This is a genomic window from Novosphingobium organovorum (assembly GCF_022832435.1).
GTDB lineage: Bacteria > Pseudomonadota > Alphaproteobacteria > Sphingomonadales > Sphingomonadaceae > Novosphingobium > Novosphingobium organovorum.
In genome coordinates this window covers 1-17,046 of sequence record NZ_JALHLF010000010.1, presented here as the reverse complement: position 1 = coordinate 17,046, position 17,046 = coordinate 1, and the positions used below count along the sequence as shown (strand labels likewise).

Genomic DNA, 17,046 nt, shown 5'->3' with positions numbered 1-17,046 from the left:
TGGCTCTGGCGTGCCGACCCTTTCGACGGCTCCTGGCGCTTGCGCCCGGAGCCGTTTTTCATGGCTGGAATGGGCGCGTGCGATTCGCCTTGAGGCTCGTGATTTTACTTTCTCTACCGATAGGGTTGAATTATAGCCTGCGGCGGGCCGGCGCGTTTTGACAACGCCGATTCGCCCGTGGGAAAATGACGAAGATGTCTGTTTCACGTAACCTTGAAAACGCTGGGAAGTCCTGGGAAATCGAAGCCATCTGCGCGCTGGTCGTGGCGGTCTGGGCGGTGGGCATCCTAGGGGCCATGCGCCTGTTCCTGTAAGCGCTGGCCGGGCTGCCGGTCATGTTCGCCATCAGGCGCAAAGTCGGGTGACGAAGGCGAATCGATAAGCTAGAACGATTCGCGAACATGCTGACCCGACTTTCGATCCGTAACATCGTCCTGATCGAGGCGCTCGACCTCGATTTCGCGCGTGGCCTTGGTGTGCTCACGGGCGAAACCGGCGCGGGCAAATCGATCCTGCTCGACGCGCTCGGGCTCGTCATCGGCAATCGCGCCGACAGCGGGCTCGTGCGCGCCGGGGAGGACCGGGCGAGCGTGAGCGCGAGTTTCGAATTCGCCAGCCTTCCCCCAGCGCTCCAGTCCGCGCTCGACGATGCCTCGATCGAGATCGAGCCCGGTGAGCCGCTGATCCTGCGTCGCCAGCTTAAGGCCGACGGGGGATCGCGCGCCTGGCTCAACGACCAGCCGGTCGGCGTTGCGCTGCTGCGCGAGCTGGGGCCTGCGCTGGTCGAGATCCACGGCCAGCATGACGATCGCGGCCTCGTCAACGCCAAGGGGCACCGCGCGCTGCTCGATCGATTTGCAGGCAGCGATCTGGCGGGGGTGGAGGGCGCGTTCAAGGCCTGGCGCAGCGCGCAGGACGCGCTCGATGCGGCGCGCGCCGAAATTGCACGCGCGGCGCAGGATCAGGACCTGCTGCTGGCCCATCTGGAGGAGCTCAACGCGCTTGCCCCGCAGGCGGGCGAGGAAGAGACGCTCGCGCTGGCCCGTGCGGACATGCAGAAGGGCGAGAAGCTGGCGGACGACCTCGCGGCGCTGGCCCGCGTCTGGGAAGGCAGCGAGAGCGCGCTGGCCGCGTTGCGCGGTGCGGCGCGGCGGCTCGATCGCATCGCGGGCGAACATCCGCTGCTGGCCGAGGCGCTCGGCGCGCTCGACCGTGCGGTGATCGAGGCGGGCGAGGCCGAGGACAAGCTGGTCGAGGCCGGTGACGCGCTGGCGTTCGACCCGGCCGAACTCGACCGGATCGAGACCCGTCTGTTCGACTTGCGCGCGCTGGCGCGCAAGCACGCTTGCACGGTCGATGACCTGCCCGAGCGCACCGTGCAGATGCGCCGCGCGCTTGACGCGATCGAAGGCGGAACCGAACATATCGTTCGGCTGGAGGCTTCGGCGCAGAAGGCCGCGCTCGCCTATCAGGAAAAGGCGCGCAAGCTGCATGACCTGCGCCGGTCGGCGGCACGGCGGCTCGATAAGGCGGTGGCGGCCGAACTGGCCCCGCTCAAGCTCGACGCCGCGCGATTCCAGACTTCGGTCCTGCCACTGCCCGAAGCGCGTTGGGGGGCGTCGGGCATGGACACGGTCGAATTCCTTATCTCGACCAATCCCGGTGCCGATTTTGCTCCGCTTGCCAAGATCGCCTCGGGGGGCGAGCTTTCGCGCTTCATCCTCGCGCTCAAGGTCGCGCTGGCCGAAGAGGGCGGGGCGGCAACGGTGATCTTCGACGAGATCGACCGCGGCGTGGGCGGCGCCGTCGCCGACGCGATCGGCGAACGCCTCGCGCGCCTCGCATCCGGCGGGCAACTGCTCGCCGTCACGCACAGCCCGCAAGTCGCCGCGCGCGGCAACCGTCACTACATGATTTCCAAGTCCTCCAAGGGCACGGTCACCCGGACCTCGGTCGCCCCGCTCAGCCAGGCCGAGCGCAAGGAAGAAATCGCCCGGATGCTCTCGGGCGCACAAGTGACCGAAGAAGCCCGCGCGCAAGCGGACCGCCTGATCGAGCGGACCTGACTTTTCAAGGAACTCTGCAGGAATAGAGCACGGGGTTATCACCCCTTGACCCCCTTACTGTCGACCGCAGCGATCTCGGGAATGAAGGCGCCACGGGGGGGAGGCCGCCGCATCGGCTGCTGGATCAGTGCGGTCGCACAAAAGGTCCGCTGTCTGCTGAGCCAAAGCGCCTGATCTACATGGGCCGGTTCGTGAACCTGAGCTTTTGGAAGGCATGAGCGGCGAACGGCTGCCACTCTATTGCCCGAAAATTTGTCAAAGGCTTCCAAAGATCGAACGCGCTAACGCCTCTGGAAAACGGCGACGCTGACGCGATAGAAATCGGCAACCCGTTTCCCGTCGGCATCGAGAGCCGGTTCGAATTTTGCCGCCATGACAGAGCGACAAACAGCATCGAGAAGCTCCTTGTTAGCGGTTAGGACGGGAGAGCGGCATGACAGTGGCTTGCCCGTCTCATCAATGGCGGCAAGAATATCAACCGAGCCATTAGTACGCCCTAATTTTTTCTGGTCTGTCGGACCAGGCACGATCGACGCTCCGTTTGAAAGGCGCGTTCGTTGGCTGAGCGTAGCAAGGGGGGCAGGGTTGACGCTTGCGGAGCGCGCCAGATCGTCGGTGCAGATCGAAAGCGCATTCAGGGCTTCTACCAGCGAGCCGGAGTGTAGCGTGAGCGAACGTTCCTTTTCCCGAATTGCGATCGAGGTGACACGTGCGAGTTTGTCTGTCTCGAGCGGCCAGTCTTCTTGTCCAAGCTTTGCTTTCGTTGCGTTGGGTGCGTGCCCGCGATGCTGTTGGAAGTCGACGCCGCTGGAGAACACCAGGGCATATCTGTCCCCCTCCAGGGCGACGAATTCGGTCCCGCGCGCTAATTCATCCCCTTCGTTGCCGAAGCGAACAAGGGCCTGGCCTTGGAGGTCTTTGAAGGGAGCGAGCGCCTTTCCGATCAACTCGAAGTGATAAACGTTGCCAGGGGCAGCCGAACGAATTCGAAGAAGAACATCTCCATTCCCGTCTCCGAATGTGCGTAGCAGCGTGCAGCGATCTTGTCCCCAATCGGCATTCCAGGATGAGGACGGCTGCAATTCAAGTGCAATAGGTTCGGATGCATGAGAAGGGGTGAAATGAAACGCCAGACAGGCGCCAAAACTGATTGCGGATCTTTTGACAATTTGCATATTTTCATCTCGATGTCGCAATAATTGTAAGTGGCTATCATTAGGGCATGATGGAAGCTACCCATTTATCATCGGTTGGTCTTCCGCTGAATATGCGTGATGCTCAGGTCGCCATAAGCGTTGGCCTGAATGAGAAGCAGGCTGGCAACCGCCCGCATGGTCGACACAATCATCGAAAGTCCAGATCGGGTCGTTAGGGCGCGGTGTGACCCGCCCAACCCGTTCGGCTAGGTCGCTGCGTTCCCAAGCCTTCTGGCCCTCCCGCAAGCGGGAGGGCATTGTCGGTTTTCCCTCGCGCTTGCGGGAGGGGCAGCGAGACCTGGAGAGCGTCGCGAACCTGGTCGCAGCGGGGTGGCGCACTACATCGGCCGCATTGGGCGCCATTCGGGCCTCGGTGCCGTGGCTGGGCAGGCGGTTTGGCGCGTTAGACTAGCGCGAATTCCTGGCGGGTGGTGCAGTTGAGGACGCGGTCGACGCGGGTTCCGTCCCAGTGCATCTGGTAGTGGTCGCCCTGGATCGGGATCGCTACCGCGTCGGGCCAGAACAGCGCGGCGCACAGGCCTTCGTGGCAGCGCACGGAGCGGTAGAGCAGGCCGTCGCTGCCCGCTTGCCGGTGCTCGGCGCCCAGCCTCTGGGAATAGGCCCAGCTGTCCGGATCGTGGGCTGCGGCGTCGTGCGTCACGTCGTCGAGTTCCCGTTCGAGCGCGCCTACCAGCATGCGAAATTGTGAGTGCCAGCCCGGCTCCTCGTCGACCGCACGCATGGCGCGCGCGTGGTGGTGGGCGACTTCGCGCAGGGCCACTTCCTCGGAATTTCCAGCGCTATAGACGCCGTAGGTGCCGTCGGTGAAACGGCCGGGACGGTCCGTGCTGCAATGGACGAAGGGGGCCATGACCAGCGAGGCGCCGGGCCCGGCGACACGGCGTTCGGGCGGAACCTTGTCAAGCTGGCCGATTTCGTCGCGAAGGCGCGGGTTGGTCTTGGATTCGAGCGAGGCCAGCGCATCCCAGTCACGCGGGTCGGCAATGTCTTCGAACAGGTCGATCGGCGGATAGATCGACCGGATCAGGCGCAGCGCACGCGGCCAGGAGACCATCACCATCCGCCGCGCTCGGCATCGAGATAGCGCCGCACGCGTTCAAGCGCGAACACGCTGCCCCCGCGCATGACCTCGAGCGCGGACTGGCCGGCGAAGGCCTGGTTGGGCTTGCGGATCCAGCGGTAGCCCTGCGCCGGGTCGGTGAAGAGGTAGCGCAGCCCCTTGTGAATGCCGAGCAGGAGCGAGAGGCGCGCGGCGAGGTCGCGGTCCACCTTGGCCACGGTTCCGGCTTTCCAGCGCCGCCAGGTGCTGCGGCTGATCCCGCCGAGCAGATCGCAGGCGTCCTCTTCGCTCAGCTCCCAAGCGCTAAAGAGGCGCACGACCGCGCGCACCCCGGCCCCAGCTTCAGCGCGGGTGACCTGCGCGGTCTGCGGCGAGGCGGGAGTGGGGGCGATTCTTTCCAGCATGGCTGCCTTTTTTGCTTCAATTGAATTAATATATGTTGGTTTGCGTTAAATGACAATCTTCGCTGGTTTGGCGCTGCGTCACGCGCCAGAGCATTTTCCAGGCAGGTCGAAACCCCTGACGGTGAAGAAAGTGCGTTAAAACAAGAACCCGGGCCGGTCGATCTGATGCAGCCGGATCGAAAACCGCGCTAGCGCCCGCCTGGCTCGTTCGGATCAAATGCTGCGGGTGCGGGTTGCACATGTATGGCTACCCCTGATTTCCCTCTTTGGCTTGACGCGCTGGCGATGACGTCTCTCATGGTAGCAGGCCTCTGCGCGTTGTTCGTTCTGGTCGCGGTGCTGCGGCGACCGCCGGCGATGGCCGTGATGCGATGGGTCTGGCCGCTGTGCACGCTGTTCGGTTCGGTGCTCTGGGTCTGGCTCTACCGCCGCGCGCGGCGGCATGAAGGCCATTGCGCTCACACCGGCCATCATGGCCACGGGCGAGGTGAGGGCCACGCTGCGCACGCCGGGCAACCGACGTGGCTGTCCATCGCCAAGGGGGCGAGCCATTGCGGAGCAGGGTGTGCGCTGGGCGATCTCATCGCGGAGTGGCTGGCGTTTGCGGTTCCAGGCATCGCCGTGGCGCTGGGCTGGCACACGCTCTTTGCCGAAAAGACTTTCGCGGTGTGGATTCTCGACTTCATGCTGGCCTTCTCGATTGGCATCGCCTTCCAGTATTTTGCCATCGTGCCCATGCGCGGGCTTTCGCCGGGCAAGGGGCTGATCGCGGCGCTTAAGGCGGACGCGCTTTCGATCGCTTCGTGGCAAGTTGGTATGTACGGGGTCATGGCGGCGGGCCAGTTTCTCTGGTTTCGCCCGGTCTACGGGGCGCTTGCGCCGGTTGATAGCGCGCAGTTCTGGTTCTTGATGCAGCTTTCGATGCTTGCCGGTTTCGGCACCGCCTTTCCGGTCAACTGGTGGCTGGTGAAAGTGGGTGTGAAAGAGGCGATGTAGGCTCCCGTTCGAAGATGCTTTGCGCCATAGGGGGACGATGACGTCCGAATCCCAGAACGATTTCCTCGCCGAGGCCGATGCGGCCAACGAACTGATGCGCCTTGCGCGCCAGATCAGGCGGGCCAACCGCAAGTACCATGCCGAGGATGCGCCCGAGATCTCGGACGCCGAATACGATGCGCTGGTGCGCCGCAACGCCGAGCTGGAGGCGCAGTTTCCGCATCTGGTGCGCGCGGACAGTCCGTCGAGTGCGGTTGGCCACGAGGTCGCCGCCTCGCCGCTGGGCAAAGTGACGCACGAGGTGCGCATGATGAGCCTCGACAACGCTTTCTCGGACGAGGAAGTGGCCGAATTCCTCGCCCGCGTGCGCCGGTTCCTGTCGCTTCCCGCCGAGGAGCCGCTGGCGGTCACGGCGGAGGACAAGATCGATGGCCTGTCCTGCTCGCTGCGCTACGAGAAGGGCAAGCTGGTGCGCGCGGCGACGCGCGGCGACGGGCAAGTGGGCGAGGATGTGACGCCCAACGTCGCCCACATCGCCGATATCGTGCCGGAGCTGCAAGGGGAGGGCATCCCCGAGGTCTTCGAGGTGCGCGGCGAAGTCTACATGGAAAAGGCCGCCTTCCACGCGCTCAACACCGCGCTGATGGACGAGGCGCGCAGCGAAGCCGAGCGCAAGGGCGAGGTGCTCGATGAAAGCAAGGTGCGCCAGTTCGCCAATCCCCGCAACGCGGCCGCCGGATCGCTGCGGCAGAAGGATGCGGGCGTGACCGCCAGGCGTCCCTTGCGCTTCTGGGCGCACGGCTGGGGCGCGGCGAGCGCGGTGCCGGGTGAAACCCAGCACGAGGTCATCCGCCGGATCGAGAGCTGGGGCCTGCCGGTCTCGCCCCAGTTTCGCCGCTGCGAGAGCCTCGAGGAACTGCTTGGCGCCTACCGGGCGATCCGCGACGGGCGGGCGGACCTGCCGTTCGAGATCGACGGGGTGGTTTACAAGATCGACCGGCTCGACCTGCAGCAGCGGCTCGGCTTCGTCGCCAAGGCGCCGCGCTGGGCGCTGGCGCACAAGTTCCCCGCCGAACAGGCCGAGACCACGCTCGAGAAGATCGAGATCCAGGTCGGGCGCACCGGCAAGCTGACCCCGGTCGGGCGGCTCCAGCCCGTGCTCGTGGGCGGGGTGACGGTGACCAACGTGACGCTGCACAACCGCGACGAGATCGCCCGGCTGGGTGTGCGGCCGGGGGATCGGGTGGTGATCCAGCGCGCGGGTGACGTGATCCCGCAGGTCGTCGAGAACCGTACCCGCGAGGAAGCGCGCGAGGCTTACCTGTTCCCTGACCATTGCCCCGAATGTGGCTCCGAAGCGGTGGCCGAAGAGGGCGAGGTGGACGTGCGCTGCACCGGCGGGCTGATCTGTCCGGCGCAGCGCACCGAGCGGCTCAAGCACTTCGTCAGCCGCGCCGCGCTGGACATCGATGGCCTTGGCGGAAAGACCATCGATGAATTCTTCGCGCTCGGCTGGCTGGAGAGCCCGGCCGACATCTTCCGCCTGAAAACCAGGCGCGATGCCATACTCGCGCTGGAGGGCTGGAAGGACAAGTCTGTGGACAACCTGTTGGCGGCGGTGGAAAACCGGCGCCAGCCGGATGCCGCGCGGCTGCTCTTCGGGCTCGGTATCCGCCATGTCGGCGCGGTGACCGCGCGCGATCTGATGAAGCGTTTCGAGACGCTGCCGGCGCTGCGCGCCATTGCGCAGAAAGCGCAGGTCAAGGAGGGCGAGGAAGCCGTTGCCGAGGCGAGCGAGGCCTATGCCGAGCTGATCTCGATCGATGGCGTGGGCCCGGTGGTGGTCAAGGCGCTGGGCGACTTCTTTCACGAGGAGCACAACCGCGCGGTGTGGGACGATCTCCTGCGCGAAGTCGCGCCGCCGCCCTACGTGGTCGAAAGCGTGGCGAGCGAGGTCGCGGGCAAGACCGTGGTGTTCACCGGCAAGCTGGAGACGATGAGCCGCGACGAGGCCAAGGCGCAGGCCGAGCGGCTGGGCGCCAAGGCGGCGGGTTCGGTTTCGGCCAAGACCGACCTCATCGTGGCCGGGCCGGGGGCGGGCTCCAAGCTCAAGAAGGCCGAGGAGCTGGGCATCGCGGTCATCAACGAAGAGGAATGGGCCGAAATCGTACGCCAAGCGGGCTGACACCACGAGGATGCCAGCCCGGCGGGGGAAATTCCCGGGGGGTACACGGACTGCCCGACGAGCGGGACAGGCCAATTCTCATCGCGTCAGGGCGTGGCTCGATCGGTCCGTATCACTTTCGGACGATCAGGAATTGCGCCCCTGACGCTCATGCATCTGGCGGTAGTGCTGCACGCGTGTCGCGCGCAGCCCCGCCATTCCTTCGCGTTCGATCGCGCGCTGCCACGAGGCCAGTTCCTCAAGCGTCAGATTGTATCGCTCGCAGGCCTCGGTGATCGTGAGCAGGCCGCCATTCACGGCCGCCACCACTTCGGCCTTGCGGCGGACAACCCAGCGCGACGTATTGGCGGGTGGAAGTGTGTCCCGCTCCAGCTTTTCCCCTAAGGGCCCGATTACGGTATCGGGCCGCTCCTTATGGTCATGTATCATGGTTGGACTTTCTCTCGACTGTCGGTACCAACCCCCCTGACGCCGCCAGAATCGGGGAAAATCGTTAATTTGATTTCTCGCCTAAAGGTTAATGTGAAATTAGGTGGATCACAGGAGTTGCACGGCTTTTCCAGCTTCGTTTCGGCAGTGATTTGTTTACCGAGGTTTGCAGTGCATTAACCTTTCTTACTTACCGCTCTGATCCCGAGAGAAGAGGAAAACGACGCGGTGGAGAAAGCGCAAACGCACTCCGGATTAAGGTATCCGGTGGGCGTCGCCCGACATGTATCGGCCGATGGGTGCCAGTTCGTCCTCGAACAGGGCGCGCTCGAGCGCGGGCAAAATCTGGCCTTCCTGCTTGAGGGATTCGGCGTCGTTCGCGGCAAGGTGCGCTGGATCGTCGCCGACCGGATCGGCTTTGCCTTCGATGGGCGGCTCGAACGCGATGCCCAGCGCGCGCTTGCCGGCATGGCGCGCGCGGTGCACCGCGTGCGCTTCGAGCTGGCGCGCTGAGGCTCGCTTGGCGCGGGCCTATGTGGTCCTGCGCAGATCAGCGGTTCTGGCGTATTTTCTGAACCGTCCGGTGCAGGCACCGGACGGGTAAACGCTTCAGCCGCGCTGCCACTTGCGGCGTTTGCGCAGCCACAGGATCGACCAGTCGCCGTTGACAAGCCGTCCGGCGAGGCGCAGACCGGCGCGCTGGCAGGCGGTGCGCACCGCCTTTTCCTGCGTTTCGAGCAGTCCGGCGAGGACCAGGTGGCCGCCCGGAACCAGGTGCGCGCCGAAATCGGGCGCGAGCGAGACCAGCGGTCCGGCCAGGATATTGGCCATGATGAGGTCGTAGGGGCCGCGCGCGGCGAGCAACGGGTGGTCCATTCCCGCCGCCACGGTCATCACCAGTTCGCCGTTGCCATTACCCATCCCGATACCGTTGAGCGCGGCGTTGCTTTCCACCACGCCCGTGCACACCGCATCGATGTCGCTCGCGGTGGCGATCGCATCGGGCCAGAGGGACAGCGCCGCGAAGGCGAGCAGGCCGGTGCCCGTGCCGATGTCGGCGCAGTTGCGCGACACCACGCCCTGGCGCTTCATGTGGGTGAGCATGGCCAGGCACCCGGCGGTCGTCGCGTGCTGGCCGGTGCCAAAGGCCTGGCTCGCCGGGATGGTGAAGTCGAATACCCCCGCTTCGTTGAGGGCCGGGTGCTCGGGGGTGTGGACGTGGAAGGCGCCCGCGCGGATCGGTTCGAGGTCCTGCTGGCTGGAGACCAGCCAGTCGGTCTCGGGCAGTTGCTCGATCTCGAACGTGGGTACGGTGCCGGCGAAGAGCGAGGCGAGCGCCTTCTTCTCATTCTTGCCCGGGCGGTTCGACAGCCAGGCATCGAGGCGCCAGTCGTCGGGTTTGTCCTCGGCGATCTCGCAGCCCGAGATGACGATGTCCGGGTCCCAGTCGAGCGCGTCTTCATGAGCGATCAGCGCGCCCTCTATGGTGGCGCGGTCGGCATAGGCGGTCATCTTCCAGCTCACTGGGGTTCCTTCGGGGTGGAGGGGGTCTCTTGCGCAAGGCGCGCGTCGAATCGCGACTTGGCGTCCTGCGCGTAGCGTGTGCAGGCCTTGCTGTCGATCAGCGGGGCGGTGCCGGCGAAGCGGGCGAACAGGTTGCTCGCGCCCGGATGCGGCGTGACGAGGAGCCCGCAGGGCAGTGCGGCCATGCGGGCATGACCCCGGCGCACGGCGGCGATCCGATCGGGATGGTCGGCAAAGCGGTAGCCCTTCGCACCGAACGCGGTGGCGCTGTCGGCATACGTCATGGTGACGCAGGCGCGCGGGCTTGCGGAGCGGGCCGGGGAGCAGGCGGGCCAGGTCCAGCTGGCCGAACCGGCGGTGTGCGCGGGCGTCGCGTGGATGGTGAAGGCGATCCCGCCCAGTTTCACGCTTTCCCCATCCGCCAGCGCCCGGTCGACGTGGACGGGGGCGAAGTCCTCGAGCGTGCCGTTCTGCGGGTCGCTGGCCGCGCTTTTGCCGCTTTCCATGACGGCAACGGCACTTGCAAGAACAGCGACCCTTGCGCCGGTCGCCTTCTGCATTGCACCATGCGCGCCGACATGGTCGAAATGTTCGTGGCTGGAGAGCATCCAGCGCACCGCGCGGGGATCGAAGCCGAGCGCGCGGATATTGGCGAGGACGAGCGGCGCCGCCTCGCGCACGCCGCTGTCGATCAGCACCAGGCCCGCCCTGGTCGTCACCAGAAGCGCCGTGATGCCGCAGGTGCCGACATACCAGGTATTGGCGGAAATCTGCGCCGCAGGGGCAGCGACGGCCCATCCCTCGTGCCCCTTGCACGCGCGGGCCAGCGCGCTGCGGCTGGCCGCGCCGGTAAGCGCTGGGGGCATCGGGCCGGGCGCCGGGTGGGCGAGGGCCACGCCCTTATAAAGAAGAATGGCCGCACTGGCCGCGATGCTGGCGCCGATCCTGGTCATGCTTGCCAACAGCCCGGTTTGTCGCTGCGGGTCAAGTTCCTATCGCCGGAGCATCTGCGGCTGGAACTTGCGCGATGCAGCGAAATGACTAAGGGGGACTTCCACGAGGGCAGCGCACAGGGCTGCCGCAGGCAAGGGGATTCGCAAGGACATGGCCACCGCCGGTAGCAAGAACCGTCCGTTATCGCCGCACCTCCAGATCTGGCGCTGGGGTCCGCATATGTTCGTCTCGATCATGCACCGCGTGAGCGGGCAGGGTCTGGTTGTCGGTCTGGCGCTGCTGCTGTGGTGGCTGGGCGCGCTGGCGAGCGGTCCGGCCGCTTATGCGCAGCTCGTTACGTGCATGACCTCTGTTCCGGGTTATGTGGTGCTGGTGGGCATCAGCTGGTGCTTCTTTAACCACATGATGAGCGGCCTGCGCCACTTCGTGCTCGATATCGGCGCCGGTTTCGAGCTCAAGGGCAACCGCACTTGGTCGATCCTGACCAGCGTGCTGGGCGTCGTTCTCACCATCGCCTTCTGGGCGATCCTGCTGCTGCGCTGAGGAAGGGTAGACACCATGGGTAACGGAACTTCCATCGGCCGCGTGCGCGGTCTCGGCTCGGCCAAGCACGGGGCGCACCACTGGCTGCTCCAGCGCTTCACCGCGGTCGGCAATCTCTTCCTGCTGATCTGGCTGGCCGTCTCGATCCTGCTGCTCGAGGACCTGAGCTTCATCTCGGTCACCGGCTGGCTGTCGCACCCGGTTCCCGCGGTGCTGATGGCGCTGCTGATCGTTTCCACCTTCTGGCACGCGCGTCTGGGCGTGCAGGTGATGATGGAAGACTACGTGCACGACCATGGCAGCAAGTTCGCCTGCCTCGTCGCGCTCAACTTCGTCGCTTTCGCAGGCGCCGCCTTTGGCGTCCTGTGCGTCCTTCGCCTCGCGCTGGGAGCCTGATTGAATGACCCAAGAATCGACTGGGCCCGCCTACAAGATCATCGACCACACTTATGACACCGTCGTCGTCGGCGCCGGTGGCTCGGGCCTTCGCGCCACGATGGGGTCGGCCGAGGCCGGTCTGAAGACCGCGTGCATCACCAAGGTGTTCCCCACCCGCTCGCACACCGTTGCGGCGCAGGGCGGCATCGCGGCTTCGCTCAAGAACAACACGCCCGACCACTGGACCTGGCATATGTACGACACCGTCAAGGGGTCGGACTGGCTGGGCGACCAGGACGCGATCGAATACATGGTGCGCGAAGCGCCCGACGCGATCCTCGAGCTGGAGCACGCCGGCGTGCCCTTCAGCCGCAACGAGGACGGCACGATCTACCAGCGTCCGTTCGGCGGCCACATGCAGAACATGGGCGAAGGCCCGCCGGTCCAGCGCACCTGCGCTGCCGCGGACCGTACCGGCCACGCGCTGCTCCACGCGCTGTACCAGCAGTCGCTGAAGTACGCGGCGGACTTCTACATCGAATACTTCGCCATCGATCTCATCATGGAGAACGGCAAGTGCGTCGGCGTGATCGCGCTGTGCCTCGATGACGGTTCGATCCACCGCTTCCGTTCGCAGGCCGTGGTGCTGGCGACCGGCGGCTATGGCCGCAGCTACTTCACCGCGACCTCGGCGCACACCTGCACCGGCGATGGCGGCGGCATGGTGCTGCGCGCGGGCCTGTGCCTGCAGGACATGGAATTCGTCCAGTTCCACCCGACCGGCATCTACGGCGCGGGCGTGCTCATCACCGAAGGTGCGCGCGGCGAGGGTGGCTATCTCACCAACTCCGAAGGCGAGCGCTTCATGGAGCGTTACGCCCCGTCCGCGAAGGACCTCGCCTCGCGCGACGTCGTCTCGCGTTCGATGGCGCTGGAAATCCGCGAAGGGCGCGGTGTGGGTCCGAACAAGGACCACATCTACCTGCACCTCGACCACATCGATCCCAAGGTGCTCGCACAGCGTCTGCCGGGCATCACCGAATCGGGTAAGATCTTCGCGGGCGTCGATCTTACCCGCCAGCCGCTGCCGGTCGTTCCCACCGTCCACTACAACATGGGCGGCATTCCGACCAACTACCACGGCGAAGTGATGACCATCGGCGCCGACGGCAACCCGGAAACCGTGGTTCCCGGCCTGTTCGCAGTGGGTGAGGCGGCGTGCGTTTCGGTCCACGGGGCGAACCGTCTGGGCTCGAACTCGCTGACCGACCTCGTCGTGTTCGGCCGCGCCACCGGCCATCGCCTCAAGGAGATCGTCAAGCCCGGCGCCAAGCAGCCCGAGCTGCCCAAGGATTCGGCCGATCTCGCGCTTACGCGTCTCGACCACTTCCGCTACGCGGACGGTGGTACGCCCACGGCTGCCATCCGCAAGGAGATGCAGCAGAACATGTCGGCCCACGCTGCCGTGTTCCGTACCGATGAGCTGATGGCCGAAGGCAAGGCGGCGATCGCGGAAACCTACAAGAAGATGCAGGACGTCAAGGTTTCTGACCGTGGCCTGATCTGGAACTCCGACCTCATCGAGACGATGGAGCTGGACAACCTCATCGGCCAGGCGACCGTCACCCTGCATGGCGCCCACGCGCGCAAGGAAAGCCGCGGCGCCCACGCGCATGAGGATTTCCCCGATCGTGACGACGCCAACTGGATGAAGCACACCGTGGGCTGGTTCAACGGTTGGGGCGGCAAGGGCGGCGAGGTTCGTCTCGACTACCGTCCGGTGCACGAATACACGCTCACCGACGATGCGCAGTACATCAAGCCCAAGAAGCGCGTGTACTGATCTGGCTTTCGGCCTGGCGCTTCGCCGATTGCGAAGCGCCAGGCCGCCTGATTGCGATGACCGCCGGCGGACTCCCGTTCGCCGGCGGTCTTGCGTTTGCGGCCCATGCCGACAGCGCGCCGGACGCGGCTTGTCCAGTCAGCGGCGTTTCCGGCGAGCGTCCCGGCATCCCGCGCGCTTCGTTCAGAGGCCTGAACCTATTTCTGGCCGGGCAATCTCGGTGCTGTCAGGTCTTGCTTTCCAGGCCTGCCGAAATGTCTGGGATGGGTGTGTAGCGGTCCTACTGGTTTTGGGCAGCAAGTGTGCAAAAGCGGAAGGCAGCTTATACGCATTCCGCCGGATCCGCCTTTGAATAAGCAATATATTGCCCATCGTTCGCGAGCATCTGAAAACTGTGGAGGTCAGTTTCATCAAAGACACCGTATGTCTCTTGATTTACAACCTGATAGAAATTCAGAAATTTTCCTGAACCTCGTTTATCTATGGAGTAGCGGTATCCAGAGGCGGACACGTCGGCAGATATAGGGCGTTCGGCAGTAAGCGCGATCCCTGTCTTATGGCGTTCTAAGTGAAAGCCGATGATCGGAAAATTTTGCTGCTCGATTATCATGCCGCTAGCTTCAAGCCGTATCGGAGGTGCGTTTTTCGACGCAAAGCAACCATACACCAGATGGTTGAGTGGATCAGGTTTTGGCTTTGGTCGGAGGAAAAGCGCCGCTCCTATAAACACAGCCATTCCGATCAGTCCGATAAACTTGAGGTGCTCTTCCAGTCTTGTTCCGGTGTCGTAAGGCATCACTGAACCTGTACTATGAAGGCTAAGCCGGAAAGATTCCGGCTTCACGACCGCTTTGGAAGCTCAAGCACCTGCTCGTCAACGACTAGAAGGGGGCGGAAACCGACAATCGAACGCGCCCAGGCCGACGGCGCTGCAACCGCAGGCTCCCTTGCGACTTGTAGGAGCACAAGCTTCTCACGACGATGGAAAGGCAGTGCCATGCAACGCGAACGGATCGATCCCGCCCTGACGCCCGATCTTGCGAACGACCGACTGGTCGAGGCGTTCGAGCGGGCACCGGGCAAGACCTGGGGCTGGGTGCTGGCCTATGGCCTGCTGCTCCTGTTGTTCGCGCTCGTCGTCGTTACCAATCCGCTGGTGGCGGGTGTCGCCACCGGCCTGATGGTCGGGCTTGTCCTTGTACTCTACGGGGTTGCCGCGGTGGTGGCCGGGGCGACCTCGCTGTCGCAGCGGGCGCGTTGGCTCGAAGTGGGGCTCGGTGTGCTGGCGCTGATCGCGGGCGTTTTCGCGCTGGCCGATCCGGTGGCCGGCGCGCTCTCGCTGGTCTGGGCGATGGGCGTCTGGTTGCTGGTCGCGGGCGTGATCCAGCTCCTGTGGGCGCGCCGGGCGCGGCATGACCGGGGCTGGCGTCTGCTGCTGGGCGTGCTCGACGTCGTGCTGGGCCTTATCCTGCTGGTCGCGCCAGCGGGTGCGGGGCTCGCCTTTCTCGCGGCGATCGTGATGGTCAGTTTCGTGGTGCGCGGCGTGTTCCTGGTGATGCTCGCGCTCGACCTGCGCCGCATGGCCTGAGGCCGGGTCGATCAACGGCGTTGCCGGGTCGGCCAACGACGTGGGCTGGCTTGACCAGAACCGTTTACGAGTGTAATCGATTACGCATGTAAACGATGGAGGTCGTGATGGCCGATAAGCCGGAGCATGGCGAACGCATTTCCGAGGCCGAACACGCGGTCATGGAAGTGCTTTGGGAAAAGGCGCCGCAATCGGCGCAGGATGTGTGCGATCAGGTCGGCGCGCTGCGCGACTGGAGTTTGCCGACGGTCAAGACGCTGCTTGCGCGGCTCGTCACCAAGCAGGCGCTGACCACCGAGCGTGACGGCAAACGCTTCCTCTACAGTCCGGTCATCGCCCGGTCCGACTACGTCGGCACCGAAAGCCGCCGTCTCGTCGATCGCCTGTTCGGGGGGCGGGCGGCGCCACTGTTCGCGCAGCTGGCCAAGGCCGAGGCGCTCAGCCATGATGACATCGCCGAGATCGAAGCCCTCTTGAAGGAGCTCAAGTCATGATCGCCTGGCTGATCGACACGCTGGTGATGACCGGCCTCTTGATGGGGCTGGTGCTGCTGGTCCGCCGCCCGGCCGCGCGGCTGTTCGGGGCGCAGGCGGCCTATGCGCTGTGGGCGCTGCCGATGGCGCGCCTGGTGCTGCCGCCGCTCGCACTGCCCGCCGCGATGGCGCCCACGCACTGGCTCTCGCGCCTCGATCTGGGGTTTGAGGAGACAACCGCAAGGGCGGGCGAAGCGGCGGCGAACGCCCCGCTCGACGCCGCGCTGGCCGTCTCTGGGCCATCGGCGGTTCCGGTCCTGGGGGGCGGTGCGGTGGCGCCGGGTGCCAGTCTGTCTGGTGGCGCTCTGCCGGGCGCCGACCTGTTTTCCGCGCTGTCCTGGCAGAGCGGGCTGATCGCACTGTGGCTGGCGGGCGCGGCGCTGTTTCTTGCCTGGCGCGTCTACAACTATCAGATGATGCGCCGCCAGTTGCTGGCCGATGCGCGTCCGGTCGCGCACGCAGGGCAGGGCAAGCGCGCCGTGCGCATTGTCGAGAGTCCGCTGGCGGGCACGCCGATCGCCTTCGGGGTGTTCGACAAGGTGGTGGCGCTGCCGTTCGGGTTTCTGGCCAGCGCGGATAGCGAAAGCTCCGACTTCGCCATCGCGCACGAACTGGAGCACCACGCCGGAGGCGACCTGCTGGCGATCATGGCGATGCAGCCGCTGTTTGCCCTGCACTGGTTCAATCCGCTGGGCTGGAGCGCCTGGAACGCCATGCGCGGCGATCAGGAAGCGGCCTGCGATGCGCGGGTCATGGCCGGGCGCGACCGGGCCGAGCGGGCGCGTTACGGCGCGCTGATCGCTTCCTTCGCGGGCGGGCGCCAGCTCACCCTCGGGGCGCCGATGGCGGGAGGGCTGTCGGGCGACAAGCCGATCATCCAGCGTCTCAAGGCGCTGCGCCAGGGCGAAATTTCGGTGTGGCGCAAGCTGGTGGGGCGCAGTCTCTTCGCGCTTTGCGTGGTCTGCGTGCCAACCACCGCGACGGTCAGCTACGCCGCGTTCGAGCCCGACGACGGCGAGCCGATGGTCGTGCCCCCCGTGCCGAATGCGCCGACGCCGCCCGAGGCGCCGCAAGCTCCGGCGGCTCCCATCGCGCCGATCGCCCCTGCGGCTCCGGGCGCGCCGGTTGCCCCGCGTGCGCCGGTGCCACCAGTCCCGCCTGTGCCTCCTTCACTGCGCGTGCAAGGCGATCGCGCCAAGGCTGAAGAGCAGCGCGCCAGCGCCGAACGCCAGCGAGCGAGAGCTGAGGGTCAGCGTGCCAGGGCGGAAGCCGAGCGGGCGCGCGACGAAGCCGAGCGCGCGCGCGCCGAAGCCGTGCGTGCCCGCG

17 protein-coding genes are annotated in these 17,046 nt (G+C 65.6%); 10 read left to right on the top strand and 7 right to left on the bottom strand.

The genetic code is table 11. The annotated features are described in order from the left end of the window. The first annotated feature begins 401 nt into the window (after nucleotides 1–401). Entirely contained in the window at nucleotides 402–2,066 is a 1,665-nt protein-coding gene (gene recN, locus MTR62_RS04770; RefSeq protein ID WP_244017503.1) for a DNA repair protein RecN, read from the top strand. A 281-nt stretch (nucleotides 2,067–2,347) separates the two neighbouring features. Here recN and MTR62_RS04765 read toward each other — a convergent pair whose 3' ends face one another. From MTR62_RS04765 to MTR62_RS04755, 3 genes are all read right to left on the bottom strand, one after another. Next, entirely contained in the window at nucleotides 2,348–3,241 is an 894-nt protein-coding gene (locus MTR62_RS04765) for an energy transducer TonB (protein WP_244017501.1), read from the bottom strand. A gap of 424 nt (nucleotides 3,242–3,665) precedes the next feature. Beyond that, entirely contained in the window at nucleotides 3,666–4,343 is a 678-nt protein-coding gene (locus MTR62_RS04760) for an RES family NAD+ phosphorylase (RefSeq protein WP_244017499.1), read from the bottom strand. Continuing rightward, nucleotides 4,337–4,747, bottom strand: a complete 411-nt coding sequence (locus MTR62_RS04755; RefSeq protein WP_244017497.1) for an MbcA/ParS/Xre antitoxin family protein — start codon at nucleotides 4,745–4,747, stop codon at nucleotides 4,337–4,339. The genes MTR62_RS04760 and MTR62_RS04755 overlap by 7 nt, the downstream gene beginning before the upstream one ends. 297 nt (nucleotides 4,748–5,044) lie before the next feature. Here MTR62_RS04755 and MTR62_RS04750 point away from each other — a divergent pair, with 297 nt between their 5' ends. Beyond that, nucleotides 5,045–5,743, top strand: a complete 699-nt coding sequence (locus tag MTR62_RS04750) for a DUF4396 domain-containing protein (protein ID WP_244017495.1) — start codon at nucleotides 5,045–5,047, stop codon at nucleotides 5,741–5,743. 37 nt (nucleotides 5,744–5,780) lie between these two features. Beyond that, nucleotides 5,781–7,928 carry an NAD-dependent DNA ligase LigA gene (ligA, locus tag MTR62_RS04745; protein ID WP_244017493.1) on the top strand — a complete coding sequence of 716 codons (2,148 nt, stop codon included), beginning with the start codon at nucleotides 5,781–5,783 and terminating at the stop codon, nucleotides 7,926–7,928. A 126-nt stretch (nucleotides 7,929–8,054) separates the two neighbouring features. Here ligA and sciP read toward each other — a convergent pair whose 3' ends face one another. Continuing rightward, nucleotides 8,055–8,357, bottom strand: coding sequence for a CtrA inhibitor SciP (gene sciP / locus MTR62_RS04740; RefSeq protein ID WP_244017490.1), 303 nt, complete (start codon nucleotides 8,355–8,357; stop codon nucleotides 8,055–8,057). Between the two features lie 228 nt (nucleotides 8,358–8,585). Between sciP and MTR62_RS04735 the strand changes: the two genes are divergently transcribed. Then, nucleotides 8,586–8,870: a PilZ domain-containing protein gene (locus tag MTR62_RS04735; protein ID WP_244017488.1), complete on the top strand. Its 285-nt coding sequence runs from the start codon at nucleotides 8,586–8,588 to the stop codon at nucleotides 8,868–8,870. Nucleotides 8,871–8,966: 96 nt separating this feature from the next. On the opposite strand, the gene MTR62_RS04730 is transcribed toward MTR62_RS04735, so the two are convergent. Then, on the bottom strand, nucleotides 8,967–9,881 hold the full coding sequence (locus tag MTR62_RS04730; RefSeq protein ID WP_244017486.1) for a 50S ribosomal protein L11 methyltransferase: 915 nt from the start codon (nucleotides 9,879–9,881) through the stop codon (nucleotides 8,967–8,969). Beyond that, entirely contained in the window at nucleotides 9,878–10,834 is a 957-nt protein-coding gene (gene bla, locus MTR62_RS04725) for a subclass B3 metallo-beta-lactamase (RefSeq protein ID WP_244017484.1), read from the bottom strand. The genes MTR62_RS04730 and bla overlap by 4 nt, the downstream gene beginning before the upstream one ends. Nucleotides 10,835–10,985: 151 nt before the next feature. Here bla and sdhC point away from each other — a divergent pair, with 151 nt between their 5' ends. From sdhC to sdhA, 3 genes are read left to right on the top strand one after another with little or no spacing between them, the layout of a single operon-like run. Continuing rightward, nucleotides 10,986–11,378 carry a succinate dehydrogenase, cytochrome b556 subunit gene (gene sdhC / locus MTR62_RS04720; protein WP_244017482.1) on the top strand — a complete coding sequence of 131 codons (393 nt, stop codon included), beginning with the start codon at nucleotides 10,986–10,988 and terminating at the stop codon, nucleotides 11,376–11,378. 15 nt (nucleotides 11,379–11,393) lie between these two features. Beyond that, entirely contained in the window at nucleotides 11,394–11,774 is a 381-nt protein-coding gene (sdhD, locus tag MTR62_RS04715; RefSeq protein ID WP_244017480.1) for a succinate dehydrogenase, hydrophobic membrane anchor protein, read from the top strand. Between the two features lie 4 nt (nucleotides 11,775–11,778). Next, nucleotides 11,779–13,599: a succinate dehydrogenase flavoprotein subunit gene (gene sdhA / locus MTR62_RS04710; protein ID WP_244017478.1), complete on the top strand. Its 1,821-nt coding sequence runs from the start codon at nucleotides 11,779–11,781 to the stop codon at nucleotides 13,597–13,599. 322 nt (nucleotides 13,600–13,921) lie between these two features. Here the strand turns inward: sdhA and MTR62_RS04705 are convergent, their stop codons facing one another. After that, complete coding sequence (locus MTR62_RS04705) at nucleotides 13,922–14,395, bottom strand: hypothetical protein (RefSeq protein WP_244017476.1); 474 nt, start codon at nucleotides 14,393–14,395, stop codon at nucleotides 13,922–13,924. A 201-nt stretch (nucleotides 14,396–14,596) separates the two neighbouring features. Here MTR62_RS04705 and MTR62_RS04700 point away from each other — a divergent pair, with 201 nt between their 5' ends. The 3 genes from MTR62_RS04700 to MTR62_RS04690 all read left to right on the top strand — a co-directional run. Then, on the top strand, nucleotides 14,597–15,187 hold the full coding sequence (locus MTR62_RS04700; RefSeq protein WP_244017475.1) for an HdeD family acid-resistance protein: 591 nt from the start codon (nucleotides 14,597–14,599) through the stop codon (nucleotides 15,185–15,187). Nucleotides 15,188–15,294: 107 nt separating this feature from the next. Next, nucleotides 15,295–15,681, top strand: a complete 387-nt coding sequence (locus MTR62_RS04695; protein WP_244017473.1) for a BlaI/MecI/CopY family transcriptional regulator — start codon at nucleotides 15,295–15,297, stop codon at nucleotides 15,679–15,681. Continuing rightward, on the top strand, nucleotides 15,678–17,046 hold a 1,369-nt coding region (locus tag MTR62_RS04690; RefSeq protein ID WP_244017471.1), incomplete at its 3' end, for a M56 family metallopeptidase. The genes MTR62_RS04695 and MTR62_RS04690, both read left to right, overlap by 4 nt.